Origin of the sequence: Dactylosporangium sp. CA-139114, assembly GCF_050955725.1 — a bacterium.
Taxonomy (GTDB): domain Bacteria; phylum Actinomycetota; class Actinomycetes; order Mycobacteriales; family Micromonosporaceae; genus Dactylosporangium.
Map to the genome: position 1 here is coordinate 1,753,909 of NZ_CP192080.1, position 25,444 is coordinate 1,779,352.

A 25,444-nucleotide genomic window follows, 5' to 3' on the forward strand; every position below is an offset into this window, starting at 1 on the left:
GCGTCGTTCCACAGATGGTTCAACACCGTCTTGCCCGAACTCGTTCCCACTTTATCGGCGGGACCGATGTCACATTTGCGTCCTGCTTCGCGGGGCCGGTCCGACCAGGAACCGAATACCCGCTACGTGCTTCCTATCGCGCCAGGCTTGCGATCACAAGTGGGTTGGCGCGGCGCCACTGGTCTGTAATGCCCGCGGTGACCCGAAACACACCCGGGCCGCCCCTTTTGGGACGGCCCGGTTCGCGCAGAGCGAAAAACGATCGTTCAGTCCAAGTAGTCCCGCAGGACCTGGGAACGCGACGGGTGGCGCAGCTTCGACATCGTCTTGGACTCGATCTGCCGGATGCGCTCGCGGGTCACGCCGTAGACCTGGCCGATCTCGTCCAGGGTGCGCGGCTGGCCGTCGGTGAGGCCGAAGCGCAGCCGGACGACGCCCGCCTCGCGCTCGGACAGGGTCTGCAGCACCTGCTGGAGCTGGTCCTGCAGCAGCGAGAAGGAGACCGCGTCGACGGCCACGACCGCCTCGGAGTCCTCGATGAAGTCGCCGAGCTGGCTGTCGCCCTCGTCGCCGATGGTCTGGTCGAGGGAGATGGGCTCACGCGCGTACTGCTGGATCTCCAGCACCTTCTCCGGCGTGATGTCCATTTCCTTGGCCAGCTCCTCCGGGGTGGGCTCGCGGCCCAGGTCCTGGAGCAGCTCGCGCTGGATGCGGCCGAGCTTGTTGATGACCTCGACCATGTGCACCGGGATGCGGATGGTGCGGGCCTGGTCGGCCATGGCGCGGGTGATGGCCTGGCGGATCCACCAGGTGGCGTAGGTGGAGAACTTGTAGCCCTTGGTGTAGTCGAACTTCTCGACGGCGCGGATGAGGCCGAGGTTGCCCTCCTGGATGAGGTCCAGGAAGGCCATGCCGCGGCCCGTGTACCGCTTGGCGAGCGACACGACCAGGCGCAGGTTCGCCTCGAGCAGGTGGTTCTTGGCCCGCTCGCCGTCGCGCGAGATCCACAGGAAGTCGCGGCGGCCCGGCATCTGCATCGGCTCGCCGGCGTCCTCGGCCGCGCGCAGGCGCTCGGCCGCGTAGAGCCCGGCCTCGATGCGCTTGGCCAGCTCGACCTCCTGCTCCGCGTTGAGCAGCGGAACCTTGCCGATCTGCTTGAGGTAGGCGCGGACCGAGTCGGCCGAGGCGGTGAGCTCGGCGTCGCGCCGGGCCTGCTTGAGCGCCTCGGACTCGTCGTCGTCCCACGCGAAGTCGTCGTCGGTGGCGTTGGCCTCCGCGTCGGCCTCGGCGGCCTGGGTCTCCTCGACCGGCTCGTCGACGACGACGTCCTCGATCTCGGCGGCCAGGGCCGCGTCGTCGATCTCCTCGAGCTCCGGGTCGCCCTCGCCCGGCGTGCCGGTCGGGTTCGCCGGGTCGGCGGCGGTGCCGGGCGCCGCCTTGCCGCCCGGGGCGGCCTTCGCCGGTGCGGCCTTCTTCGCCGCCTTCTTGGCCGGTGCGGCCTTCTTCGCCGGCGCCGCGGCCGGGGCAGCGGCGGGCGCGGCGGCAGCCGCTGCGGATGCGGTGGGCGCCGATGGCGCGGCCTTCTTCACGGGGACCTTCTTCGCCGCCGCCGGCTCCGGCGAAGCGGATTCGACGGCTGTGAGCGGCTTGGCAACGGGTGCCTTGCGGGCCGGCGCGGCCTTGGCGGTGGCCGCCTTGGACGCGGGAGTGGCGGAGCGGGCGGCGGCGACGCGGCGGCGGCTGTGGGCGGAGTCGTCGACCACGACGGTCACGCCCGCCTCGGCCAGGCTCCTCAGCAGCTTCTTGGCGTGCGCCGGGGTTACGTCTGCGGTGTCGACCGCCTGCGCGACCTCCGCCGACGTCAGGTGCCCGCCGTTGGCGGCGGCACGCGCGATCAGCGTGTCGGCGAGGGAACGTACGTCAACGCTGGGCTGGTGAGCTGCTGTCACGAACGACCTTCCGGTGCGATGAGCGAGCGACGGCCGGTGCGGCCGGGTTCGCGCACGGCGCGGCCGTGCTGAGTGGCCTGGTTGCTTGTTTGGTGGCGCCCGTGTGGGTCGTGGCTCCGGGCGGATTCACGAACGACAGCGGGCAGCGCGTGAATTGTAACGCTCTCTTGCCCCAACATCCCCTCTTGAGGGGGCGGGACGCGCGTCTTGTGACCGAACGGATGGGCCGTGCGGTGCTTTCCCGGGCTTTGCCAGGATGGTGACCATGGACCAACCGGCCGAACTTCTGGCCCTCGCCGTCTCCGTCGCCCGTTCCGCGGGTGACCTGGCCAACCGCATGCGAGCCGAGGGCGTCGACGTCGCCGCGACCAAGTCGACCGCGACCGATGTCGTCACCGCCGCCGATCGCGCGGTCGAGCAGCACGTGCGCGACGAGCTGCACAAGGCGCGCCCGGACGACGCCGTGCTCGGGGAGGAGTACGGCGGCGGCCAGGCCCGCTCCGCCGTGCGCTGGATCCTCGATCCGATCGACGGGACCGTGAACTACCTCTACGACCTGCCGCAGTACGCGGTGTCGCTGGCCGCGGAGGTCGACGGGGTGGTCGTGGCCGGGGTGGTGCGCAACGCCGCGACCGGCCGCGAGTGGACCGCGACCCTGGGCGGGGGCGCCTTCTGCGACGGGCGGCGGTTGCGGGTCTCCGCCGAGACCGAGCTCGGCCAGGCCCTCGTCGGCACCGGGTTCGGCTACGCGGCCGAGCGCCGGCTGCACCAGGCCCGCGTGCTGGCCGGGCTGATCGGGCACATCCGCGACATCCGCCGGCTCGGGGCCGCCTCGCTGGACCTGTGCCTGGTCGCGGAGGGGGTCCTGGACGCGTACTACGAGAAGGGCCTCAACCCCTGGGACCGCGCGGCCGGCGGGCTCGTCGCGGCCGAGGCGGGCGCGCTGGTGACCGGGCTGGACGGCAACCCGCCCGGCCTCGACATGGTCATCGCCGCGCCGCCGGCCCTGCACCCGCGGCTGCACCAGCTCCTCAGCGACCTGGACGCGTCCGGGGGCCCGTGACGCAGGAGCCGCCGGCAATATGGCCGGGAGCCGTACGGCTCTCGGCCTTACGACCCTGCGACGTCCCGAGGAAACCGTGACCGTACTGGTACCTCAGCCCTCGTCCTTGGCGCAGGTACCCTCGGGCAGCTCCGGGTTGCCCAGCGCCGCGATGGCCTGGTTGACCTCGGTCGTCGTCGGCAGCTGGCGGAACTTCCCGCCGAGGATGATCTCGACCTTGTCGTCCTGCCGCGCCTTGTCGAACTCGGGGCGGGCCTGGTCCAGGAAGTACGCCCGCACGAGCCAGGCCGCGCCGACCGTCGCCGGGCCGAAGCGGATGATCGCGACGACGTCGTTGGGCTTGTTGGGCGGCGGGTTGGGCGCGGCGGTGACCACCTTCGCCTCCTTGAACCGGCGGCTCAGGAAGTCGTTCGCGACGTCGGAGGCCGCGCCGGGCCGGTTGGTCGCGTTGAAGATGGTGACCTTCACGTCCTCCTGCGTGGGCAGCTTCGCGTCGGCGACCACGGAGCCCTCGGCGCACTTCTTGGCGTCACCGGCGGCGCCGGTCTGATGGTCCTTGACGACGGCGACGATCACGAACACCGCCGCGGCGACGATGAGGACGCCGACCACCGCGAGTGCTCTCACCCGCGCAAAACTCATGGCTCGCTCCCCGCGCCCGCTCTGTGCTGTCACCAGAGAAGACGCTCTGGCTGCCGCAGAGGTTAGCGCCTGGGCCGCGCAAGCGCTGAAGTCCCCACCGGACGTACCACAAAGTTCCTCCTCGCCGATGCGGTACGACTCCCCGCGGGACGCGGCGGCGGGGGGTATCGTTCCATCGCCGCGGGGCGGGCCTGCGGGCGCGCTCGACCCGCGCGAGGCATGATCGTTGTGTCGCCTCGGTCACAGTGGGAACAACTTTCCGCGAGCGGGCGTACAAGTAGCGCACAAGAGCGGTAAGGTACGCCGCCCTTGGACGTTGAAGACGACGTCGCTTTGGCGCCCTACCGGCCCGGCGACATGAAATTGGGAGTGTGAACACCGATGGCCACCGACTACGACGCGCCACGTCGCGACGAGGTCGACCTCGGCGAGGACAGCCTCGAGGAGCTCAAGTCCCGCCGAACCGATGCGCAGTCCGCGACCGTCGATGTCGACGAGACCGACCTCTCCGAGAACTTCGAGCTGCCGGGTGGCGACCTCGCCGACGAGGACCTGACGGTCAAGGTCCTGCCGATGCAGTCCGACGAGTTCCGCTGCTCGCGGTGCTTCCTGGTGCACCACCGCAGCCAGCTCGCGACCGAGCGCAACGGGGAGCTGATCTGCCGCGAGTGTGCGTGAGCGTGCTCACGCATGCGTGCGGCGTGAAAAGGGCATGAACACGACGGGCCCGCGCGACGCGAGTTGATCTGGCGGAACTGGCGCCGCCGTGCTGCAGTGGTGAAGCGGCCGAACACGGCGTGGACCGACACGGAGGTTCCCATGGTCGAGCAGCCGGTGCCCGCCGACGAGGCGGCCGAGAACGCGCCCGTCCTGCCGGAAGGGCAGGCCGGACCCGCAACGCCGGTGGACGACGCGGAGCTGTCCCGGGCCGTGGTCGCGCTCACCGGCGACGACGTGCCGGTGCAGGACCGCCGGCGCCTGCTCGGGCGCCTGGTGCGCATCGAGGTCGGCGAGCGCGGCGTGAAGGACCTGTTCCGGCCGCGCAAGGCGATCGGCTGGGTCACCGACTCCGTGACCAGGGTCGCGCCGTACATCCCCGTGCGTGACCTGGAGACCCTGCGCGCCCATCACCCCGGCCTCGACGGTGACGCGCTGGCCGAGCGGCTCATCCGCAACGCGTCGATGGTCACGGCCGGCATCGGCGCGGCCGGCGGCGGCATCGCCGCGGTCGAGTGGGTCGCGACCCCGAGCCTGCTCTCCGCGCCCGTCCTGCTGGCGGCCGAGACGGTCGCCGTGGTCGCGGTGGAGATGAAGCTGATCGGGGAGCTGCACGCGGTGTACGGCCGCCCGATCAATGGCTCCGGCACCCAGCGCGCGTTCGCGCTCATCCAGGCCTGGGCCGAGCGGCGGGGCGTCAACCCGCTGCGGGTCGGCGGCAGCGTGGCGGCGGCGATGGGCACCGCGCTGCGCAAGGAGCTGCGCGACCGGCTCCTCAAGCGCTTCGGGCGCAATCTGAGCACCATGGGACCGTTCCTCACCGGCGCGGCCGTGGGCGGGTTCCTGAACCGGCGGGCCACGCTGTCGCTGGGCGACGAGATCCGCAAGGACCTCAAGAGCAACCCCGGCGGGGGCGATCAGCGCGTGATCGAGGCCTGAGCGGCCTCGCGCAGCGCCGCGGCGAACGCGTCCGGGTGGCGGGTGCTGATCAGCCAGTACGGCGTCGGGTCGGCCTCGTCGCGGACCTCCACGCGCACGGCCGGGCCGATCCAGGGCCGCTGGATCACGAACGCCTCCGGATCCGCATACGGGCCGAGCAGGTCGTGCTTGTCCGGCGCGCTCACCGTCGTCACCTCACCGACGTACCGCAGCGGGATCCGCGCGTCGTCGACCCGCAGCTCCCCGTTGGACACCTCGATGCGGATGCGGCCCAGCCACCAGAGCCCGGCGACGGTCAGCGGCAGCAGCACCAGGTAGGCGACCCACGTCGCCGCGCCCGGGGCGCCCAGCTTGACCTCGGCGGCGAGCGCCGCGGCGACGGCCACGGCGGGCAGCCACAGCCACCACGACAGGCTGAGCCGCTCGCGGTACGGGTTCGGTGCTGCCACACAGCCGAGGGTACGTGAACGCGCCCGCAGACGACCCGGCAGGATGGAGGCATGGGGATGGACGTGCTCGTGCGGCAACTCGACCCGGGCCTGCCGCTGCCCGCCTACGCGCACCCCGGCGACGCCGGCGCCGACCTCTACGCGGCGCAGGACGTGGAGCTGGGGCCGGGTGAGCGGGCGCTGGTGCGCACCGGGATCGCGATCGCGCTCCCGGAGGGGTACGTCGGCCTGGTGCACCCGCGCTCCGGGCTCGCCGCGAAGATGGGTGTGACCGTCGTCAACGCCCCCGGCACCGTGGACGCGGGCTACCGGGGCGAAATCCTGGTGAACCTCATCAATCACGATCGAGTGATATCGGCGAAGATATCCCGTGGTGACCGAATTGCGCAGCTTGTGATCCAGCGCGTGGAGCGGGCACACTTCCACGTCGTCGAGGACCTTCCCGATACTGTGCGCGGGGCCGGCGGCCACGGGTCGACCGGCGGGCATGCCGAGCTCGTCCCGGCAGCGAACTTGGAGGCAGAGCAGTGATCTTCTCGCGCAAGGGCGGCAGCGGCCGGCACGCCAAGTCGGACCCGCGCGGCTCGGCCGGCCGGGAGTCGTTCGACCTCGACGATCTCGACGACGGCCCCGGCGCGGCCGCGGACGACGAGCCGCGCGCCGGCAAGTCGAACCGGATCGAGGGGCCCTACGACATCGGCGAGGCGCCCGCGGGCATCGCCCAGCTCGATCTCGGCTCCCTCAAGGTGCCCGCGGTCGAGGGCGTCGAGGTGCGGGTCCAGGCCGACAACGACGGCAAGATCCAGCAGATCGTCCTCGTCTCCGAGGACAGCGCGCTGCAGCTGGGCGTGTTCGCCGCGCCGCGCAGCGAGGGCATCTGGGACGAGGTTCGCGCCGAGATCCGCAAGCAGCTGTTCACCGACGGCGTCGCGGCCGAGGAGGCCGAGGGCGACTACGGCACCGAGCTGCGCGCCCGGGTCCGGACCCCGGAGGGGCTGACCGACATCCGCTTCGTCGGCGTCGACGGGCCCCGCTGGCTGGTGCGCGCGGTGTTCCAGGGCCCGGCCGCGGTCGACCCCGAGGTCGCCCCGCCGCTGCTGGAGTGCCTGCGCAACCTGGTCGTCGAGCGCGGCCACGAGGCCATGCCGGTGCGCGAGCCGCTGCCGCTGCACCTGCCCAAGGAGGTCACCGAGGGCGGCGAGGCCGCGGAGGCCGAGCCGGCCGCCGCCGCGGCCAACGGGGCCAACGGGGCCGACGGCGGGACCCCGCCGCGCCGGCGGCCGTCGCCGCGTCCCCGCAAGTAGGGCGGGCGGACGGGCGGCATGGTAGCGCCTGCACGCGCCGAAAGCCGTCACTGATGCCACGTAGCCAGCGGCGAAAAAACGCGTACCGTTTTTGATGAAGGTGTCATGGCAGCCGAAAGGGAGGGTGGCACCGTCATCATGGCCACGGACAGTGACAGCGCGGTAGGGGAGCGCGGCGGCCTGCGGAAGTTTCTCCGCCGGCTCACCGCGAGCGACTCCGAGCTCGACGCGGAGGAACTCCAGCGCGACGCCCAGCAGTGCGGCAGCATGCCGGCCCTGCGGTGCCAGCGCGGACAGGTCGTGCGGCTCAAGGGACGGCTGCGTACGGTGGTCTACACCCCGCGCACCAACCTGCCCACGCTCGAGGCCGAGCTCTTCGACGGCAGCGACCTGGTCACCCTGGTGTGGCTGGGGCGGCGGCACATCGCGGGCATCGAGCCGGGTCGAGCGATCACGGCGAAGGGGCGCATCGCCCTGCGGGATGGTCGTAAGGTGCTCTACAACCCGTACTACGAGCTCGACACGCCACGTTGAGCCTCGACACACCACGATGAGGACGGATGCAGCCAGGACACCCAGGTAGCCGGACCACCCCCGCGGCCGAGACGGACGAGGAGGAGCCGCTCCCACCGTTCTCGGTGCAGATGGCGCAGCAGCTCGGCGGCGTGCGCGGGCTCGTGGAGTCCAGCATCCCGATCACGCTGTTCATCGTGGTCAACTTCCTGGGCGACCACTACAAGTGGTGGTCGCTGCAGACGTCGCTCATCATCGCCGTGGGCGCGGCGCTGTCGATGGCCGTCTACCGCCTCACGCGGCGCGAGTCCGTCCGCCACGCGCTCAACGGCGTCTTCGGCATCGCGCTGGGCGCCTACATCGCCTGGAAGAGCGGCGACGCCAAGGACGTGTACCTGCCCGGCATGCTGCTCACCGTCGGCTACGTCCTGGGCATGCTCGTCTCGGTGCTCATCCGCCGCCCGCTCGTGGGCTGGCTGTGGTCGGTGACCCTCGACGGGGGCACCACCCGGTGGTACGACAACCCGCGCCTGCGCCGCGCCTTCATGTGGCTGACGGTGCTGTGGGCCGTGGTCTACGCGCTCAAGCTCGGCGTGCAGATCCTCATCTACCGCGACACCAGCGCCGACTCCGACGACCTGCTCGGCATCGCGCGGCTGGCGCTGGGCTGGCCGCCCTACGCGCTGCTGGCCGCGCTCACCGTGTGGCGGGCCCGCCGCATCCTGCGCGACGAGCCCGAGCCCGAGAAGGACGGCGACGAGGTGCCGTCGACCGGCTGACCTCCCGGACCCGGCGCTCCCGGACCCGGCGCCGGCGGCCGCGACGGCCCGGACCGGGCGTCGGCGGCCGCGACGGGTCCGCACCACCGCGACCCGAGTCCCGCGTTCAGATGATCTTGCCCCGCGTCTTCTCGACGCTGTCCTCGCCGAGGATCACGGCGCGGACCGCGTCCTCCATCTCGGACGTGACGACGAACACCAGCTCGTCGCCGGCCTCCAGCGGATCGTCGGGGGTCGGCACCAGCACCCGGCGGCCGCGCAGGACCGCCACCAGGGCGGAGTCGTGCGGCAGCGGGACGTCGCGCACGGGGTGCCCGACGTAGGGCGCGGTCTCCGGCAGCGTGATCTCGACCAGGTTGGCCTCGGACTGCCGGAACGTCATCAGGCGGACCAGGTCGCCGACCGACACCGCCTCCTCGACCAGCGCCGCCATGAGCCGCGGCTTGCTGACCGAGACGTCCACGCCCCACTGCTCGTTGAAGAGCCACTCGTTCTCGGCCCGGTTGATGCGGGCCACCACCCGCGGGACCGCGAACTCGGTCTTGGCCAGCAGCGACACGACCAGGTTGACCTTGTCGTCGCCGGTGGCCGCGACCACCACGTCGCACGAGGACAGGTCGGCCTCCTGCAGGCTGGTCAGCTCGCAGGCGTCGGCCAGGATCCACTCGGCGGCGGGCACCCGCTCGGGGCGCACCATCTTCGGCACGCGCTCGATCAGCATGACCTGGTGGCCGTTGTCGACGAGCTCCTTGGCGATGGAGCGGCCCACGTTGCCGGCCCCGGCGATCGCGATGCGCATGGTCAGTGTCCCCCTTCGGGCGCCGAGCCGGTGACCTTCGTCACGGGGGCCGCCAGCTCGTCCGTCAGCAGCATGAAGGCCAGGTCACCGTCCTGGATCACGGTCGACTCGGTCGGCAGCATCGCCAGGCCGAAGCGCATGAGGTAGGCCAGCCGCGCGCCGCTGCGCGCCTCGAGCTGGCCGACGGAGTGGCCGATCCAGTCCGGGTGCATCGGCACCTCGACGATCGACACGGTGCTGGTCGGGTCGCGCCAGATCTCGACGTTGCCCTCGGGGACCAGGTGGCGCAGCATCCGGTCGGCGGTCCAGCGCACGGTCGCCACGGTCGGTATGCCGAGGCGCTCGTAGACCTCCGCGCGCTTCGGGTCGTAGATGCGGGCCACGACCCGGTCCACGCCGAAGGTCTCCCGGGCCACCCGGGCGGAGATGATGTTCGAGTTGTCGCCCGAGGAGACGGCGGCGAAGGCGTCGGCCCGCTCGATGCCGGCCTGCAGCAGCACGTCGCGGTCGAAACCCACCCCGGTGACCGTGGTGCCGTGGAACTCGCCGCCGAGCCTGCGGAACGCGTCCGCGTCGACGTCGATCACCGCGACCGAGTGTCCGCGCTGCTCGAGACTCTGCGCCAGCGTGGAGCCCACACGGCCGCAGCCCATGATCACGACGTGCACGTCCCCGCCTCTCGAGTCCTCATGCATTTCGTCATGAGGATGTCATGTGCGGCCCCGACCGGTGCATCGGGATGTGGGCCGACCCGTACGCTTAGGCGTCGTGGCCAGTCCCACCTCCCTCATGAAGCGGCTGCTCCTGGGCCGACCGTTCCGCTCGGACCGGCTGAAACACACGCTGCTGCCCAAGCGCATCGCGCTGCCGGTGTTCGCCTCCGACGCGCTGTCCTCGGTCGCTTACGCGCCCGACGAGATCCTGCTGACGCTGTCCATCGCGGGCGCCTCGGCCCTGACGATCTCCCCCTGGATCGGTCTCGCGGTCGCCGTGGTGATGCTCACAGTCGTCGCCAGCTACCGGCAGAACGTGCACGCCTACCCGTCCGGCGGCGGCGACTACGAGGTGGCCTCGGTCAACCTCGGCCCCCGCTTCGGCGTCGCGGTGGCCAGCGCCCTGCTCGTCGACTACGTGCTCACCGTGGCGGTGTCGACCGCGTCCGGGGTGGCCAACCTCGGCTCCGTCGTGCCCTGGGTCGCCACCCACAAGGTCGCGATCTCGATCATCGCCATCGCCGTGCTCACGGCGATGAACCTGCGCGGCATCCGGGAGTCCGGGGGCGCGTTCGCGGTCCCGACGTACGGGTTCATGATCGTCATGATCGGGATGGTGCTCACCGGCTTCTTCAAGATCTTCGTGCTCGGCCAGGACCTGCGGGCCCCGAGCGCCGGGCTGGTCATCCACGCCGAGCACGCCAACATCACCGGCGCGGCCATGGCGTTCCTGCTCCTGCGGACGTTCTCGTCGGGCTGTGCGGCGCTCACCGGCGTCGAGGCCATCTCCAACGGCGTGCCGGCGTTCAAGGAGCCCAAGAGCAGGAACGCGGCCACGACGCTGCTGCTGCTCGGCTCGATCTCGATCGCGATGCTGCTGGGCATCATCCTGCTGGCCAACAAGACCGGGCTGAAGTTCGTCGAGGACCCGAGCCAGATCGAGAGCGGGCCGGCCCACTACGTGCAGAAGACGGTGACGACCCAGCTCGGCGAGACCGTCTTCGGGTCCGGGTCGGTGCTGCTGTTCGTGGTGGCCGTGATCACCGCGCTGATCCTCTTCCTTGCCGCGAACACCGCGTTCAACGGGTTCCCGGTGCTGGGCTCGATCCTCGCGCAGGACCGGTACCTGCCGCGTCAGCTGCACACCCGCGGCGACCGGCTCGCCTTCTCCAACGGGATCATCCTGCTCGCCCTGGCCGCGATGGTGCTCATCATCGGGTTCAACGGCGAGGTGACGCGGCTCATCCAGCTGTACATCGTCGGCGTCTTCGTGTCCTTCACGCTCTCCCAGGCCGGCATGGTCCGGCACTGGAACCGGCTGCTGCGCACCGTGCGCGACAAGCCGACCCGCAACCGGATGATCCGCTCGCGGACGATCAACATGATCGGCCTGACCCTCACCGGCGCCGTGCTCGTCGTGGTGCTCATCACCAAGTTCCTGCTCGGGGCGTACATCGCCATCATCGCGATGATCGTCATCTACTTCCTGATGGTCGGGATCAAGAAGCACTACGACACGGTGGCCCGCGAGCTGGAGCCCTCCGAGGTGCGCCCGGTGCTGCCGGCGCGCAACCACGCGGTGGTGCTCGTGTCCAAGGTGCACCGCCCGACCCTGCGCGCGGTGGCGTACGCCCAGGCCACCCGCCCCGACTCGCTGACCGCGCTCACCGTGAACGTCGACGACCACGACACCCGGGCGCTGCAGGAAGAGTGGGAGCGGCGCGGGATTCCGGTGGCGCTGACCGTGGTCGACAGCCCGTACCGCGAGATCAACCGCCCCATCCTCGACTTCGTGCGCAACAAGCGCCAGGACTCGCCCCGCGACGTCGTGACGGTGTTCATCCCCGAGTACGTGGTCGGCAAGTGGTGGGAGCACCTGCTGCACAACCAGAGCGCGCTGCGGCTCAAGGGCCGGCTGCTGTTCGAGCCCGGCGTGATGGTGACCTCGGTGCCGTGGCAGCTCAGCTCGATCGACGGGGTGGACATCGACCGGCTCGACGCGACGCTGAGCCGCGGCCCGAAGCGGGGGCCGCGCTCCTCGGCCGGCACCGACTCGTGACGGCGCCCTCGGAGTCGCTGGAGCTCGAGGTCGGGGCGGTCGCGCACGGCGGGTTCTGCGTCGCCCGGCACGACGGGCAGGTGGTGTTCGTCCGGCACGCGCTGCCGGGGGAGCGGGTGCGGGCGGTGGTCACCGAGCGGCGCAAGGGCTTCCTGCGCGCGGACGCGGTCGAGATCCTGCTGCCCTCGCCGGACCGCGTGATCCCGCCGTGCCCGTTCGCCGGCCCGGGAGCCTGCGGCGGCTGCGACTGGCAGCACGCCTCCTGGGACGCCCAGCGCCGGATGAAGGCCGACGTCCTGGCCGAGCAGCTGACCCGGCTGGGCGGCCTGACCGACCTTCCGGACATCACCGTGGAGGCGCTGCCCGGCGGGCCGTTGTCGTGGCGGACGCGGGTGCAGTACGCGGTCGACGGCGCCGGGCACGCGGGCTTCCACCGGCACCGGTCCTCCGAGGTGCTGCCCGTGGACCGGTGCCGCATCGCCCACCCCGCGATCCAGGCCCTGCCGCTGCTGGAGCGGCAGTGGCCGCCCGGCTCGGTGATCGAGGCGGCCGCGTCGTCCACGGGCGAGACCGCGGTGCTGACCCGCGGCTCCCGCACCGGCCCGCCGTCCGGGCCGGTGCCGAAGCTGCGCGAGCGGGCCGGCGGGCACGAGTGGATCCTCGACGCGGGCGGCTTCTGGCAGGTGCACCCGCACGCGGTCGAGGCGTTCACCGGCACCGTCGTCGAGCAGCTCGCGCCCGAGCCGGCCGAGCGGGCGTGGGACCTCTACGGCGGCGCGGGCGTGTTCGCGGCCGCCCTGGCCCCGCACTGCGGCCCGGTGACCGTGGTCGAGTCCGACCACCGCGCGGTCGCGGCCGGGCGCCGGGCGCTGTCCGGCCTGACGAACGTGACCTTCGCCCGCGGCGACGTGGCCCAGGCGCTGGGCAACCCGCGCTGGCGGCGGGTCGACCTGGTGGTCCTGGACCCGCCGCGCTCGGGCGCGGGCCGCGCCGTGGTGGAGGCGATCGCCGCGCGGGCGCCGCGGGCCGTGTCCTACGTGGCCTGCGACCCGGCCGCCTTCGCCCGCGACGTGCGGACGTTCGGCGAGCTCGGCTTCGACCTCGCCGGGCTGCGCGCGTTCGACAGCTTCCCCATGACCCAGCACTTCGAGACGATCGGGCTGCTCACCCCGCGGTAGCGCGCCGCTTCGCGGTGCGGGCGTCGTCCTGGAAGCGCGATCGACCCGGGCAGGGGGCCGGTCGGCAACCGCCGCGGCGTCAGCAGCGGGTCGCGCGCCCGCGGATCCGCCGTGCGCCGGTCGAAGCGAGTCATCGGGCCAGGATGGGCCACGCGAAAACATCGGTCATCACATTTTGCCGCGGCGTACCGTCCCCGGCCATGGCGAAGCTCAACGTTGCGAAGGTACGCGCCGCGATCGGACGGGGTCCGCTCGCCGGCCCGAGCCGGGTGGCCGGCCCGACCCACGAGGGCGGTGCCGGATACGCCCGCGACCTCAGGTCGGAGCTGTTCCTGCTGGCCGTGACGAACATGGTCGGCGAGCAGACGTTCTACGAGGCGGCCGGCGAGCGCGACGAGCGCTACGCCCGCCTGGTGCGCGCGGCCGCGGTCGCCGACCCGGCGTGGACGGCGCGCTTCCTGGCGTGGCTGCGCACGGGCGCGAACCTGCGCACGGCGGCGATCGTGGGCGCGGCCGAGTTCGTGGCCGGGCGGCTGGCCGCGAACGCGGAGTCCGCGGGCGAGAACCGCCGGGTGGTCGCCGGCGTGCTGCAGCGCGCCGACGAGCCGGGGGAGCTGCTGGCGTACTGGATCTCCCGCCACGGCCGCGCGATCCCGAAGCCGGTCAAGCGGGGCATCGCCGACGCGGTACGGCGGCTCTACACCGAGCGGAACCTGCTCAAGTACGACACCGCGAGCCACGCGTTCCGCTTCGGCGACGTCATCGACCTCACCCACCCGAGCCCGGTCGCGCCGTGGCAGGGCGACCTGTTCGCCTACGCGCTCGGCCGCCGCCACGCCCGCGAGGATTTGACGGTGCCGGCGTCGCTGCCCGTGCTGGCCGCCAACGAGCGGCTGCGCGCGGACGCGGCCGCCGACCCGGGGGTGCTGCTCGACCCCGAGCGGCTCCGGGCGGCCGGGATGACGTGGGAGGACGCGCTGTCGATGAGCGGCGGCACGGGCCTTTCCAAGGCCGCGCTGTGGAGCGCCCTGCTGCCGTCGATGGGCTACATGGCGCGGCTGCGCAACCTGCGCAACCTCGACCAGGCCGGGGTGTCCGACGACGCCGCGGCGGGGGTCGCGGCCGGCCTGGCCGACCCGGACGAGGTGGCCCGCTCGCGGCAGCTGCCGATGCGGTTCCTCTCGGCGTACCGGGCCGCGCCCTCGCTGCGCTGGTCGTGGGCGCTGGAGCGGGCGCTGACGCTCAGCCTGGCCAACGTGCCGGCCCTCGCCGGGCGGACGCTGGTGCTCATCGACACCTCCGGCTCGATGCACGCCGGCTTCTCGCGCGACGGCACGCTGATGCGCTGGGACGCGGCCGTGGTCTTCGGCGTGGCCCTGGCCATCCGGTGCGCGAACGCGGACGTGGTGTCGTTCTCGACGGGCTCGACGGTGTTCAAGCTGCGGCCGGGCGAGTCGGTGCTGAGGGCGATCGAGCGGTTCCGGGCCGAGGGGCACTTCCACGGCGGCGGTACCAACACCGCCACGGCGGCGCGCAAGCACTTCAAGCGCCATGACCGGGTGGTGATCCTGACCGACGAGCAGGCCTCCTACGACGGCGCGGTGTCGGGGGCGGTCCCGGCGCACGTGCCGATCTACACGTGGAACCTGGCCGGCTACCGCCTCGGCCACACGCCGGCGACGGCGAACCGCTGGACGTTCGGCGGCCTGTCCGACGCGGGCTTCGGGATGATCCCGCTGCTCGAGGCCGGGCGCGCCGGAGCCTGGCCGTTCTGAGCCCGTAGACTCCCCCTGTCCGATCCGGCAGGGGGAGTCCCATTGGCAACGCAGACGCTGCGGGAGCGGCTTTCCGGCGGGGCGCCGCTGGTCGCGGTGAGCTTCGGCGACGAGGACCCCGCGGGTGACGCCGCCCGCGCCCGCGATCTCGGCGTCGACCTGGCCGAGCTGCGCATCGACTGGAACCGCAGCGCCGAGCCGGCCGACGTGCTGGCCGCGATCGAGCCCTTCCGCGCGGCCGGGCTGCGCATCCTGGCCACGATCCGCTCCCGCGCCGAGGGCGGGCGCTGGGCCCACGACGAGGGCGCGCGGCTGCGGCTGTTCGAGGCGATCCTGCCCGCGGTCGACGCGGTCGACGTCGAGCTGTCCGCGGGCGGGATCCTGCCCGGGGTGGTCGCGGCCGCGCGCGCGGCGGCCCGGCCGGTCGTGGTGTCGTACCACGACTTCGACAAGACCCCCGGCGAGGAGGTCCTGGCCGGGACCGTCGAGGCCGCCAAGGCCGCCGGTGCCGACGTGGTGAAGATCAGCACCATGGCGCACGGGCCCGAGGACCTGCGGCGGCTGGCGGGGCTGCTGGTGCGGTACGACTCCCTGATCGTCATCGGCATGGGCGCGGAGGGGTCCGCGACGCGGGTGCTCTTCCCGGTGCTCGGCTCCCGGGTCACCTACTCGGCCGACGGGGACCGGCCCTCCGCCCCCGGGCAGCTGCCCTTCGAGGAGACGGTGCGGCTGCTGGAGACGTTCTCGCCCGCCTACGCCGCCGCCCGCAAAGCCGGCGCATGAGCGGTCCGCAGCGCAGCGGAGGTGACGGCATGAGCGGCCCGGAGCCTGAGCAGCCGCGGCGCGATCCGCTGCGCGCGCTGCGCAAGACGGTCGCGCAGACGGTCTGCGTGTTCACCATCCCGTTCGTGTTCGCGATCGGGCGGGCCGCGCTCGGGCTCACCAAGCTCAAGGTCGACCGCAGCCCCGCCGCCTGGACGGTGTGGGGGATCGGGGTCGCGCTGATGCTCGCGGCCTCGGCCCTGGCGGTGCAGACGCTGCGGGGCAAGGCGCCCGCGGCCCTGGGGCAGCGCGCCGCGTGGCTGGCCGGTGGCGTGTGGCTGGCCGGGCTGGTGTGCACGATCGTCTACTCGCAGATGGTCCCGCCGCCCACCCGCTGACTCGTCGCAGACGGAGGGCGGACAGCGAAACTGGCGGGCTGGCCCTATCTTCTGTGTCGTGCGGCAGCGCGCCCGCGATACGGAGGATTCATGACCCAGCCCCCGACCACCCCGGGACCCGACGAGCCGGCGGGCCCGCCGTCCCTGCGGCCGTCCGCGCCGGGCGGGCCCGAGGACGACCAGCCGCCGCTGTTCACCCCGCCGCCGGCGCCCCCGGTGCAGCCCCCGGCCCCGGTCGAGCCGGTCGGGTACGACCCCTCGCAGTCGTACATCGTCTACCAGGCCGCGCCCAGCTTCGGCTACGGCGTGCCGGCCGCGGGCGGGCAGGCGGGCTACGACCCGATGATCAGCCCGGACTACGGCGGCTGGTGGCAGCGCAGCCTCGCGATCTTCAAGGGCGCCTGGAAGCAGCTCGCGGTCCTGCAGGCCATCGGGTTCGTGCTCACCCTGGCCGTGGTCATCCCCGAGGCCGTCTGGTCGGCCAAGGCGAGCGCCGACCTGCTCGACGCCGCGGACTCCGGCGACGGGCAGGCCTCGCTGACCCCGCTGCTGGCGCCGTTCGCGCTGCTGTTCGCCGGGGCGGTGGTGGCCGGGATGGTCGGCTCGCTGATCACGGTGGCGGCCAACCAGATCGCGGTCACGGTCGCGGCCGGGCAGCCGCCGCGGCTCGGGCCGGCCTTCGCGGTCGCCGCGCGCCGGTTCCTGCCGCTGTGGGGCTGGCAGATCCTCTCCGCGCTCATGATCGGCGTCGGGCTGTGCCTGTGCGTGCTGCCGGGCATCTACCTGTACGCGATCTTTCTCATCCTCCCGGCCGTGGTCACGTTCGAGCGCGGCGGATCGGCGATCTCGCGCTGCTTCCAGCTCGTGCACCGCGACTTCGGCAGCGCGCTCGCCCGGATCGCGAGCATCATCGGCCTGTCGGTGCTGGTCGGGATCGTGTCGTACTTCGTCGGCCGGATCATCGAGCTGGCGATGGGCGCGGAGGTCACGCCGGGCTCGCGGACCGGCACCGGCGTGGTGCTGACCTCGTCGCTGATGGCCGCGCTCGTGGTGAGCCGGCTCGTCACCACGCTGCTCGAGAGCGGCGTGAAGATGCTCACCGACGTGCTCACCGTGACCGCGTACGCCGACATGCGGGCCCGCAACGAGCCGCTCTCGACCGCGACGCTCGCGGCCGAGGTGGGCGTGCGGCCGGGGGCACCGTCCGCGGGCGAGACGGAGTGGACGGTTCCGCCGGGGGCCGCGCGCTGAGCCGGGAGCGCTTTTCCGGTACTGCGCCATAGGCCCGATTTGCCGGACGATACTGCTGGTATGGGAGTCAGCCGCAGGGGCGTGCTCGCCGCCGGGCTCGCGGCACTGGCCCTGCCCGGGTGCGGCAGCGAGGCCGTGACGGAGGCGCCGGACCGCAAGGTCGAGGTCTTCTCGTGGTGGGCCGGCCCGGGGGAGAAGGAGGGGCTCGAGGCCCTCGTCGCCGACTTCGCGCGGCACAACGCGGGCATCGGGTTCGACAACGCGGCGGTGGCGGGCGGCGCCGGCACGATCGCCCGCTCCGTGCTGACCACGCGGCTGCAGAACGACGACCCGCCCGACTCCTACCAGATCCACGCCGGGCGGGAGCTCGCCGACGACATCAGGCGCGGCTACGTCGAGGACCTGCGCGAGCTCTACACCGAACAGTCGTGGCTGGACAAGCTTCCCGACGGGCTGGTCCAGGCGATCACGGTCGACGGGGCCATCTACTGCGTCCCGGTCAACATCCACCGGTCCAACCTGCTCTGGTACAACCCGAAGATCCTGGCCGGCCTGGACCTCACGCCGCCGTCGACCTGGGCCGACTTCCTGACCCAGGCCGACACGATCGCGAGGCGGGGGCTCACGCCCCTGTCGATCGGGCCCGCCTGGACGCAGAAGCACCTGCTGGAGAACGTGCTGCTGGGCCAGCTCGGCGCGCAGACCTACGCGGAGCTGTGGACCGGCGGCGCCGACTGGGAGGGCCCCGCGGTGCTGGCCGCGCTGCGGATGTTCACCGAGGTGCTCGCCCGCACCGACGCCGCCACGCCGGCCGGGGACTGGCAGCCCGCGCTGGACAAGGTGGTGGACGGCGGCGCGGCGTACAACTGCATGGGTGACTGGGCGGACGCCTATCTGCGTACCCGGGGCCTGGTGTTCACCGAGGGTTACGGGGTCGTCGCGAGTCCGGGCACGGACCGCGTCTACAACTTCCTGTCCGACTCCTTCACCCTGCCGAAGGGGGCGCCGCACCCCGGCGCGGCCCGCAAGTGGCTCGTCGAGTGCGGGTCGGTGAGCGGGCAGGACGCGTTCAACCCGCGGAAGGGTTCGGTGCCGGCGCGGACGGACACCGACCGGTCGAAGTACACGGGCTACCTGGCGGCCGCGGTCGCCGAATGGGCCGACGAGGGCACCCGGGTGGTCGGCTCGCTCACCCACGGGGTGGTCGCCGACGCCGCCTGGAGCACCGCGATCGACGCGGCGCTGGCCGCGTTCGTGCAGGACAAGGACGCGGCGCGGTTCGCCCGCGCCGTCGTCGCCGGGCGCCGGTGAACCCCGAGCCGTGGCCGATGTGTGGAACCTGTCAAGATTCGTCCGGCCCAGGTGCGCGACTTTGCGACGCCATTAGACTCGGCGAGCATGAGCACAGAAGAGAACGAGGCCGCGTCCCTGCTGAGCACGGTCCAGGCCCCGGGTGATCTTCGTAGTCTGACCGCCGAGCAGCTCGACGTGCTCGCCGCCGAGATCCGCGACTTCCTCATCGCGAAGGTCTCGCGCACCGGCGGACATCTGGGCCCCAACCTGGGCGTGGTCGAGCTGACCCTGGCCCTGCACCGCGTCTTCGACTCGCCCAAGGACCGCATCCTCTTCGACACGGGCCACCAGGCGTACGTGCACAAGATCGTCACCGGCCGGCAGGACGGCTTCGACCTGCTGCGCAGCCGCGGCGGCCTCACGGGCTACCCGAGCCAGGCCGAGAGCGAGCACGACATCATCGAGAACTCGCACGCCTCGACCGCGCTGTCGTATGCCGACGGGCTCTCCAAGGCGTTCGCGCTGCGGGGCGAGCCGCGGCACACCGTCGCCGTGGTCGGCGACGGCGCGCTCACCGGCGGCATGTGCTGGGAGGCCCTGAACAACATCGCGGCCGCCAAGAACCCGGTGGTCATCGTCGTCAACGACAACGGCCGCTCCTACTCCCCGACCATCGGCGGGCTCGCCGACCACCTCTCCCACCTGCGGCTCAACCCCGGCTACGAGAAGGTGCTCGACCTCGTCAAGGACTCCCTCGGCCGCACCCCGCTCGTCGGGCCGCCGCTCTACGAGGTGCTGCACGCGGTCAAGAAGGGCATCAAGGACGCCGTCGCGCCGCAGGCCATGTTCGAGGACCTGGGGATCAAGTACGTCGGGCCGGTCGACGGCCACGACCGCGAGGCCGTCGAGTCGGCGCTGCGCAAGGCCAAGAACTTCGGCGGCCCGGTCATCGTGCACGCCGTGACCCGCAAGGGCTTCGGCTACCGCCCGGCGATGGAGGACGAGGCCGACTGCCTGCACGGCCCGGGCGCGTTCGACATCGCGACGGGCAAGCTGCTTGCCCCGGCCTCGCTCAAGTGGACCGGCGTCTTCGCCGACGAGCTCGTCGCGATCGCCGACGAGCGGGCGGACGTGGTCGGCATCACCGCCGCCATGGCCGAGCCGACGGGGATCGCGAAGCTCATGCGGAAATACCCGGAGCGCGCCTACGACGTCGGCATCGCCGAGCAGCACGCGGCGACCTCCGCGGCCGGCCTGGCCATCGGCGGCCTGCACCCGGTCGTCGCCGTCTACGCGACCTTCCTCAACCGCGCCTTCGACCAGGTCCTGCTCGACGTGGCCATGCACCGCCTGCCGGTCACGTTCGTGCTCGACCGGGCCGGCGTCACCGGCCCCGACGGCCCGTCGCACTACGGCATCTGGGACATGTCGGTCTTCGGCGTGGTGCCGGGCCTGCGCCTGGCCGCGCCCCGCGACGCCCAGACGGTGCGCGAGGAGCTGCGCGAGGCGGTCGGCATCGACGACGGCCCGACGATCCTGCGCTTCCCGACCGGCTCGGTCCCGGCCGACCTGCCCGCCGTGCGCCGCGTGGGCGGCGTCGACGGCTTCGGCGGCGTGGACGTGCTCGCCGAGCACGAGCGCAAGGACGTGCTGCTGGTCAGCGTCGGCGCCTTCGCGCACATGGGCATGGACGTGGCCGCGCGCCTGGCCGAGCAGGGCTACGGCGTGACCGTCGTCGACCCGCGCTGGGTCCGCCCGGTGCCGGTCGAGCTCGTCGCCCTCGCCCGCGAGCACCGGCTCGTCGTGACCCTCGAGGACGGCGTGCGGACCGGCGGCGTGGGCGACGCCATCGCGAAGTCCCTGCGCGACGCCGACGTGTGGGTGCCGCTGAAGGACCTCGGCGTCGAGCAGGGCTGGCACCCGCACGGGTCGCGCAACGAGATCCTGGCCGACCTGGGCCTCACCGCGCAGGACGTGGCGCGGCAGGTCACCGAGTGGGTGAGCCGCATCGAGGAGCCGGCGCCGCTGACGTCGGCGCCGCCGGCCCGGGCGCCGCGCCGCTAGAGATTTTCCCCTGGTCGCGGGCGGTTTCGGTCCGCGACCAGGGCTTTTTTCTGCTCGGGTCCGCCGTGGTGCGGACCGTCGCTCCCGCCAGACACCGCTCGGCGCTGGCGCGCCGTCGCTGCCAGGTCCGCCGCGGGTCACCCTCGATGTATCCACCTGGTCGCCCTCGCGCGAGCCTCCGGCACCCGGCGGCCCGGCGCGCAGCCTCGGCCGGGTCTCGCGTGTGGGCGGCCATTCGTGGGCGTGGTGGCGTCGGCGTGCGGGGTTCGTGCGTGCTCGGGGTGTGGGTGGGCGTTCGTGGGCGTGGCGGCGTCGGCGCGCAGCGTCCGCGAATGCTCGGGGTGAGGGTGACCATCCGCGGACCTGGCAGCGTCGGCGCGCGGGGTTCGTGCGTGCTCGGGTGTGGGCGGACATCCGGGAGCCTGGCGGCGTCGGCGCGCAGCGTCCGCGAATGCTCGGGGTGCGGGCGACCATCCGCGGACCTGGCAGCGTCGGCGCGCAGCGCCCAGCGGTGTCTGGCGGGAGCGACGGTCCGCACCCCCGCGAACCCGAGTCCGGCTTCGTCCGTGCGGCGAACCATGCATCCGTTGTGCCGCCCGTCAGGGTATAAATCCGACATGTCGTGATGCGGAGCGTCCGACATGTCGCCCCGCCGGACGGTACGCAACCTGAGCGGCGTGCAGAAGACTCTCTTCTGACGGAGAGAGGGGGCCCGTGTCCGACGCCATCATCGAGCTCGACATCAGTGCGCCCTGGGAACCGCCGCAGCGCCCCGGGCCCGCCGTCGCGCGGCGACGGCGCCGGTGGCGGCGCGCCGTCCTCGGGATGCTCGTGCTCGGGGTCGCCGCGGTGCTGCCGGGCGGCGCGGACCACCGGCCGGGGCTGGAGCCGCTGTGGACGGCCGGGTTCCAGGTGCTCGCGCTCGACGCCGCGGGCGGGCGGATCCTCGTGCACCGGTACCGGACCGGCGCCGACCCGGTCGCCGAGGCGCTCGACGCGCGGACCGGGCGGCTGCTCTGGCGGCGGGAGAGCGCGGCCGCCGAGTCCTACGTCGCGCTCACCGGCCGGACCGCGATCGTGCAGGTCGAGCGGGCCGACACGGGCGGGGCGTTGCAGGGGTGGGTCGACGGCCTCGACGCCGCCACCGGGGCGCTGCGGTGGCGGCGGGAGCGGGCGCGCTTCGCCGGGCTGGCCGGGGACGTCGTCGTGGTGCAGGAGCTCGCGTGGACGGGCGAGGACGACCGGTTCGACACCTCCTACGGCAACCCCGACGACCCGGCCGTCGCGCTGCCGCGGGTGCCGCACCACGAGCGGTACCTCGGGCTCGACGAGCGAACGGGCACTGCACGGTGGACGGCCGAGCTGGCGCCGGGGACGGAGAGCGGGCTCGACTACGAGCCGTACCCCCTGCTGCGCGGGCTGCGCGAGCTCGACCGCGACGGGGCGCTGCGGGTGCGGGACCCGGTCGGCGGGGCGGTCACCGGGAGCTTCCGGCTCGACGTCGCGGGCGTCGTCTCGCGTCATCAGGCCGGGCTGCCCGGGCAGGAGCTGGTGCTGCCGGCCGGGCGCGGCGGGACCGAGGTGTTCGACCTCGCCTCGGGGCGGCGGCTGTGGACGTGGGCGGGGGAGTCGCCGGCCTGGAACGGGCCCGTCCCCTGCCTGCGCGCGCACTACTGCGTCTTCGGCGAGGGCGGGACCGAGGTGCTCGACCCGGCCACCGGGGCCGTGCTGTGGCGGGTCCCTGACTACTCGGCGCTGTTGCAGGACACCGGCGACCGGCTGGTGATGTTCCGCGCGACGGCGGAGCGGTTCAAGCCCGACGACGTGGCGGCGTTCCCGGCCGACCGGGGCGGGGGCGTCGCCTGGCAGCGGCGGGGCTGGTTCCTCGCCAACGGGCCCTTCATGGCCGCGCCCGGCACCCCGTCCTTCGTCTGGCGCCCGGCCGGCACCACGGACGCGGTCGTCGGGCGGCTCGACCCCGCGGACGGGTCGGTGCACGTCATCGGCCGCGCCCCCGACTTCTACGGCGCGCCGCAGTGCGCCGCCACCGCCGAGCGGGTCGCCTGCCTCGCGGTCGGGGTGCTGTACGTGTGGAGGCTGCGATGAGCCTGATCGATCTCGGCGACGCCTGGGCGTGGTCACCGCCGGACGAGCCGGTCCGCCGGGGCCGGGGGCGCCTGGCCGAGCTGGTGGTCGCCGTGCTCGCCGCCGCGCTGCTCGTCGCCGACGGGCCGCCCCGCGACGGGCGGCCGCTGTTCACGCTCGCGGACCGGGTGCTCGACGCGCAGCTCGACGGCGGGCTGCTGTTCGTCTCGCGGTTCGAGGACGGCGGGCCCGGCCGCTTCGAGGCGCGCACGGTCGGCGGGCGGCTGCTGTGGAGCCGGCCACGGTCCGGGGAGAACGAGGGCCTGGCCTTCGCCGCGGGCGAGGTGCTGGTGCTGAGCTCGGCGTACGGCCGGCAGTCGGCCGAGGAGGCCGGCGCCACGGCGCTCGACCGGCGCACCGGCGCCCAGCTGTGGCACCGGCCCGCGTCCGTGGTCATCGGGCCCGCCGGCCCGGTCGTGCTGCTGGAGGACGTCACCGGGGTGACGCGGCCGTACACACGCGTCGGCAACGACACACCGACGCGGCTGCTGGGCGTCGACCCGCGCACCGGCGCGCCCGCGTGGGACCAGACGCTGCCGGCCGGCTCGCTGGTCTCCTACGACGGCTCCGACGCGCATCCGGACACGCTCGGCGCGATCGACGAGCTCACCGCCGGCGGCACCCTGCAGCGCCGCGACCCGGTCTCGGGCGCGGTGACGACCCGCACGCCGCTGGCGGAGCTGGGCGGCAACGTTTCCGACTTCACCGTCTCCGGCGACCGGGTCGTGGTGGGCCGCATCGGCCAGCCGGGCCCGGACGTCTACGACCTCGCCTCGGGCCGGCTGCTGTGGCGCCTCGGCCAGCTGGGCGGGCGGCCGTTCCGCTGCGGGGCGGGGCGCTGGTGCTTCGTGGGCGGCGACGGCATCCACGGCCTGGACGCGGCGAGCGGGCGCAGCGTGTGGGACGTCGGGCAGTACAACGACATCTTCGACGTCTCCGGAGACCTGATCGTCGCGGGCGGCCTGGGCAACTCGACATCGCTCACGCACGACCCCGTCGTGCTGGCGATCGACGCCCGCACCGGCGCCGTCACGCACCGGCTGACCGGGTGGGTCGCCACGTACATCACCGTCGGCCCCCGCAGCGTGGTCACCCACACCGACGCCGGGCAGTGGCAGGGGCTCGTCGGCCTCTACGATCCCCGGACCGGCCACGTGCGGGTGGTCGGGCGCGGCCGGCTCGGCCCGGCGCCGCGCTGCCGGACCGGTGCGGGTGTGGTCGTCTGCCTGGGCAACGGGCTGACCGTCTGGAGGCTGCCGTGAGCGTGATCGATCTCGGGGACGCGGCACCCTGGTCGCCGCCGGAGACCCCGCGGCCCCGGCGGCCGCGGCTGTCCGGACCCACGCGCCGGGCGGCGGCGCTCGCCGTGGCCGTGCTCGCCGCCCTGGTGCCGGGCGACGCCTCGGCCGTCTCCGCGCCCGTGCTGCACATCGGCACCGGGGCGCAGCGAGCCGACCTCGGGGGCGGGCGGATCTTCGTCACGCGGTACTCCGGCGAGGGGCCGCACCGGCTGGAGGTGTACGGCCCCGCCGGCGCCCGGCTGTGGGGCGCCGACCTCGGCGACGCGCAGCAGCTCGCCTATGCCGACGCGGACGTCGCCGTGCTGCACGTGTGGCTCGGCGACGGGCGGGCGCTGGAGAACGTGCGCGCGCTCGACCCGCGCACCGGCCGGCAGCTCTGGCAGCGCGGCGGCGTCTCGCTGATCGGGCGCTTCGGCGGCCGGCTCCTGCTCGAGGACACCACGCAGTCGCCGGCGACGCCGGACTCGGCGCAGCGCCCGCCGATCGCGCTGCTGGCCGTGGACGAGCGCACGGGCGCGACGCTCTGGAGCAGCACCGTGCCCGCCGGTCGCGAGGCCTCCCTCGGCCGCCCGATCGGCGGGGGATGGGAGCTGACCTCGCTCACCGTCCTCGGCCCGGACGGCGTCCTGACCGGCTACGACCTGGCCACCGGCGCCCCCGCGCGCACGGAGCGCCTGCGGCGGCCCGGCGCCGCCGCGATCTTCGAGCTCGGCGAGGACCGCGGCGCCCCGGGCGCGCGGGCCGGGCAGGTCGTGGTCACGGCCGCCGGGGGCGACGACGTCTACGACCGGGCGAGCGGCCGGCCGCTGTGGCACCTGCCCCCGGCCGGGCTCGGCGGGCTCGTCGGCTGCGCGCCCGGGCGGTGGTGCCGCGCCGAGGACGGCGGGTTCGCGGCGTTCGACGCGGGCACCGGCCGGCCGGCGTGGCGGGTCGAGGGCTACGACACCATCGTCGGCGCGAGCGCGCAGCCGGCGACGCTCGTGCTGACCGCGGGCGGGCGGCAGGGCGATCCCATGGCCCGGGGCGTGCTCGTCGACGCGCACACCGGTGCCGTCCGGGCCCGCCTCGGCGACTGGCGGCCCGTCGGGGTGCAGGGCGGCCGGGTCGTCGTCTGGCGCCGCGACGACGGACAGCTCGACACCCGGCTCGGGCTGCTCGACCCCGCCGGCGGCCGGATCACGGTCTTCGGCACCGGCGCGTCCTGGGTCGGCGTGCCGGCGTGCGCCGCCGACGAGCGGCTCGTGGCCTGCGGCCTCGCCGGAGAAGTGACGGTCTGGCCGCTGCCGGCGGCGGCCCGGCGTTAGCACAGCGAACCCGGGCCGCCGAGGTCGTGCCCTTCCGGCTGGCGACC

Annotated in this window: 23 protein-coding genes; 18 read left to right on the forward strand and 5 right to left on the reverse strand. The window is 73.5% G+C overall.

What is annotated here, in order from left to right:
* Positions 1 to 266 precede the first annotated feature (266 nt).
* Entirely contained in the window at positions 267 to 1,949 is a 1,683-nt protein-coding gene (locus ACQP2P_RS07885; protein ID WP_433614255.1) for an RNA polymerase sigma factor, read from the reverse strand.
* 265 nt (positions 1,950 to 2,214) lie between these two features.
* On the opposite strand from ACQP2P_RS07885, the gene ACQP2P_RS07890 reads away from it, so the two are divergent.
* A complete protein-coding gene (locus ACQP2P_RS07890) occupies positions 2,215 to 3,012 on the forward strand; it encodes an inositol monophosphatase family protein (RefSeq protein ID WP_433614257.1) in 798 nt (265 codons plus the stop codon).
* 93 nt (positions 3,013 to 3,105) lie between these two features.
* On the opposite strand, the gene ACQP2P_RS07895 is transcribed toward ACQP2P_RS07890, so the two are convergent.
* A complete protein-coding gene (locus ACQP2P_RS07895) occupies positions 3,106 to 3,639 on the reverse strand; it encodes a LytR C-terminal domain-containing protein (protein WP_433614259.1) in 534 nt (177 codons plus the stop codon).
* Between the two features lie 396 nt (positions 3,640 to 4,035).
* Between ACQP2P_RS07895 and ACQP2P_RS07900 the strand changes: the two genes are divergently transcribed.
* Both ACQP2P_RS07900 and ACQP2P_RS07905 read left to right on the forward strand, forming a co-directional pair.
* Positions 4,036 to 4,332: a DUF4193 domain-containing protein gene (locus ACQP2P_RS07900; RefSeq protein WP_350622132.1), complete on the forward strand. Its 297-nt coding sequence runs from the start codon at positions 4,036 to 4,038 to the stop codon at positions 4,330 to 4,332.
* 141 nt (positions 4,333 to 4,473) lie between these two features.
* Entirely contained in the window at positions 4,474 to 5,310 is an 837-nt protein-coding gene (locus ACQP2P_RS07905) for a hypothetical protein (RefSeq protein ID WP_433614261.1), read from the forward strand.
* Here ACQP2P_RS07905 and ACQP2P_RS07910 read toward each other — a convergent pair.
* Entirely contained in the window at positions 5,289 to 5,759 is a 471-nt protein-coding gene (locus ACQP2P_RS07910) for a DUF3093 domain-containing protein (protein ID WP_433614262.1), read from the reverse strand. The genes ACQP2P_RS07905 and ACQP2P_RS07910 overlap by 22 nt on opposite strands.
* 57 nt (positions 5,760 to 5,816) lie before the next feature.
* Here ACQP2P_RS07910 and dut point away from each other — a divergent pair, with 57 nt between their 5' ends.
* The 4 genes from dut (at position 5,817) to ACQP2P_RS07930 (ending at position 8,355) form a co-directional block, all read left to right on the forward strand.
* Complete coding sequence (gene dut / locus ACQP2P_RS07915) at positions 5,817 to 6,290, forward strand: dUTP diphosphatase (RefSeq protein ID WP_433614264.1); 474 nt, start codon at positions 5,817 to 5,819, stop codon at positions 6,288 to 6,290.
* Positions 6,287 to 7,063 carry a DUF3710 domain-containing protein gene (locus ACQP2P_RS07920; RefSeq protein ID WP_433614266.1) on the forward strand — a complete coding sequence of 259 codons (777 nt, stop codon included), beginning with the start codon at positions 6,287 to 6,289 and terminating at the stop codon, positions 7,061 to 7,063. Before dut ends, ACQP2P_RS07920 begins: the two co-directional genes overlap by 4 nt.
* A 138-nt stretch (positions 7,064 to 7,201) precedes the next feature.
* Positions 7,202 to 7,597: an OB-fold nucleic acid binding domain-containing protein gene (locus ACQP2P_RS07925; RefSeq protein ID WP_433619044.1), complete on the forward strand. Its 396-nt coding sequence runs from the start codon at positions 7,202 to 7,204 to the stop codon at positions 7,595 to 7,597.
* Between the two features lie 26 nt (positions 7,598 to 7,623).
* Positions 7,624 to 8,355, forward strand: coding sequence for a DUF3159 domain-containing protein (locus ACQP2P_RS07930; protein WP_433614267.1), 732 nt, complete (start codon positions 7,624 to 7,626; stop codon positions 8,353 to 8,355).
* Positions 8,356 to 8,461: 106 nt separating this feature from the next.
* Here ACQP2P_RS07930 and ACQP2P_RS07935 read toward each other — a convergent pair whose 3' ends face one another.
* Together ACQP2P_RS07935 and ACQP2P_RS07940 are read right to left on the reverse strand one after the other, a co-directional pair.
* Complete coding sequence (locus ACQP2P_RS07935) at positions 8,462 to 9,160, reverse strand: potassium channel family protein (protein ID WP_433619045.1); 699 nt, start codon at positions 9,158 to 9,160, stop codon at positions 8,462 to 8,464.
* Positions 9,157 to 9,822, reverse strand: a complete 666-nt coding sequence (locus ACQP2P_RS07940; RefSeq protein WP_433614269.1) for a potassium channel family protein — start codon at positions 9,820 to 9,822, stop codon at positions 9,157 to 9,159. The genes ACQP2P_RS07935 and ACQP2P_RS07940 overlap by 4 nt, the downstream gene beginning before the upstream one ends.
* A 100-nt stretch (positions 9,823 to 9,922) precedes the next feature.
* Here ACQP2P_RS07940 and ACQP2P_RS07945 point away from each other — a divergent pair, with 100 nt between their 5' ends.
* The 11 genes from ACQP2P_RS07945 to ACQP2P_RS07995 all read left to right on the forward strand — a co-directional run bounded on the left by ACQP2P_RS07945 (position 9,923) and on the right by ACQP2P_RS07995 (position 25,397).
* Positions 9,923 to 11,926 carry an APC family permease gene (locus tag ACQP2P_RS07945; RefSeq protein ID WP_433614271.1) on the forward strand — a complete coding sequence of 668 codons (2,004 nt, stop codon included), beginning with the start codon at positions 9,923 to 9,925 and terminating at the stop codon, positions 11,924 to 11,926.
* On the forward strand, positions 11,923 to 13,104 hold the full coding sequence (locus tag ACQP2P_RS07950) for a class I SAM-dependent RNA methyltransferase (RefSeq protein WP_433614273.1): 1,182 nt from the start codon (positions 11,923 to 11,925) through the stop codon (positions 13,102 to 13,104). Before ACQP2P_RS07945 ends, ACQP2P_RS07950 begins: the two co-directional genes overlap by 4 nt.
* 200 nt (positions 13,105 to 13,304) lie before the next feature.
* Entirely contained in the window at positions 13,305 to 14,879 is a 1,575-nt protein-coding gene (locus tag ACQP2P_RS07955; protein ID WP_433614275.1) for a TROVE domain-containing protein, read from the forward strand.
* 42 nt (positions 14,880 to 14,921) lie between these two features.
* Positions 14,922 to 15,662 (forward strand): type I 3-dehydroquinate dehydratase, encoded by a 741-nt coding sequence (locus tag ACQP2P_RS07960; protein WP_433614277.1) that lies wholly within the window; start codon positions 14,922 to 14,924, stop codon positions 15,660 to 15,662.
* Positions 15,663 to 15,691: 29 nt separating this feature from the next.
* Positions 15,692 to 16,039, forward strand: coding sequence for a hypothetical protein (locus ACQP2P_RS07965; protein ID WP_433614279.1), 348 nt, complete (start codon positions 15,692 to 15,694; stop codon positions 16,037 to 16,039).
* A 90-nt stretch (positions 16,040 to 16,129) separates the two neighbouring features.
* A complete protein-coding gene (locus ACQP2P_RS07970; RefSeq protein WP_433614280.1) occupies positions 16,130 to 17,290 on the forward strand; it encodes a hypothetical protein in 1,161 nt (386 codons plus the stop codon).
* Between the two features lie 60 nt (positions 17,291 to 17,350).
* The gene (locus ACQP2P_RS07975) at positions 17,351 to 18,601 is read left to right on the forward strand and encodes an ABC transporter substrate-binding protein (RefSeq protein WP_433614282.1); all 1,251 of its coding nucleotides are present in this window, start codon (positions 17,351 to 17,353) and stop codon (positions 18,599 to 18,601) included.
* Between the two features lie 87 nt (positions 18,602 to 18,688).
* Complete coding sequence (dxs, locus tag ACQP2P_RS07980) at positions 18,689 to 20,647, forward strand: 1-deoxy-D-xylulose-5-phosphate synthase (RefSeq protein WP_433614284.1); 1,959 nt, start codon at positions 18,689 to 18,691, stop codon at positions 20,645 to 20,647.
* Positions 20,648 to 21,361: 714 nt separating this feature from the next.
* A complete protein-coding gene (locus ACQP2P_RS07985; protein WP_433614287.1) occupies positions 21,362 to 22,753 on the forward strand; it encodes a PQQ-binding-like beta-propeller repeat protein in 1,392 nt (463 codons plus the stop codon).
* On the forward strand, positions 22,750 to 24,054 hold the full coding sequence (locus ACQP2P_RS07990; protein WP_433614289.1) for a PQQ-binding-like beta-propeller repeat protein: 1,305 nt from the start codon (positions 22,750 to 22,752) through the stop codon (positions 24,052 to 24,054). Before ACQP2P_RS07985 ends, ACQP2P_RS07990 begins: the two co-directional genes overlap by 4 nt.
* The gene (locus ACQP2P_RS07995; protein WP_433614290.1) at positions 24,051 to 25,397 is read left to right on the forward strand and encodes a PQQ-binding-like beta-propeller repeat protein; all 1,347 of its coding nucleotides are present in this window, start codon (positions 24,051 to 24,053) and stop codon (positions 25,395 to 25,397) included. Before ACQP2P_RS07990 ends, ACQP2P_RS07995 begins: the two co-directional genes overlap by 4 nt.
* Positions 25,398 to 25,444: the final 47 nt, after the last annotated feature.

Coding starts and splice junctions, on each gene's coding strand:
- ACQP2P_RS07975 (WP_433614282.1), top strand. CDS start 17,351: ATGGGAGTCAGCCGCAGGGGCGTGCTCGCCGCCGGGCTCGCGGCACTG.
- ACQP2P_RS07955 (WP_433614275.1), top strand. CDS start 13,305: ATGGCGAAGCTCAACGTTGCGAAGGTACGCGCCGCGATCGGACGGGGT.
- dxs (WP_433614284.1), top strand. CDS start 18,689: ATGAGCACAGAAGAGAACGAGGCCGCGTCCCTGCTGAGCACGGTCCAG.
- dut (WP_433614264.1), top strand. CDS start 5,817: ATGGACGTGCTCGTGCGGCAACTCGACCCGGGCCTGCCGCTGCCCGCC.
- ACQP2P_RS07965 (WP_433614279.1), top strand. CDS start 15,692: ATGAGCGGCCCGGAGCCTGAGCAGCCGCGGCGCGATCCGCTGCGCGCG.
- ACQP2P_RS07900 (WP_350622132.1), top strand. CDS start 4,036: ATGGCCACCGACTACGACGCGCCACGTCGCGACGAGGTCGACCTCGGC.
- ACQP2P_RS07990 (WP_433614289.1), top strand. CDS start 22,750: ATGAGCCTGATCGATCTCGGCGACGCCTGGGCGTGGTCACCGCCGGAC.
- ACQP2P_RS07930 (WP_433614267.1), top strand. CDS start 7,624: ATGCAGCCAGGACACCCAGGTAGCCGGACCACCCCCGCGGCCGAGACG.
- ACQP2P_RS07925 (WP_433619044.1), top strand. CDS start 7,202: ATGGCCACGGACAGTGACAGCGCGGTAGGGGAGCGCGGCGGCCTGCGG.
- ACQP2P_RS07890 (WP_433614257.1), top strand. CDS start 2,215: ATGGACCAACCGGCCGAACTTCTGGCCCTCGCCGTCTCCGTCGCCCGT.
- ACQP2P_RS07970 (WP_433614280.1), top strand. CDS start 16,130: ATGACCCAGCCCCCGACCACCCCGGGACCCGACGAGCCGGCGGGCCCG.
- ACQP2P_RS07905 (WP_433614261.1), top strand. CDS start 4,474: ATGGTCGAGCAGCCGGTGCCCGCCGACGAGGCGGCCGAGAACGCGCCC.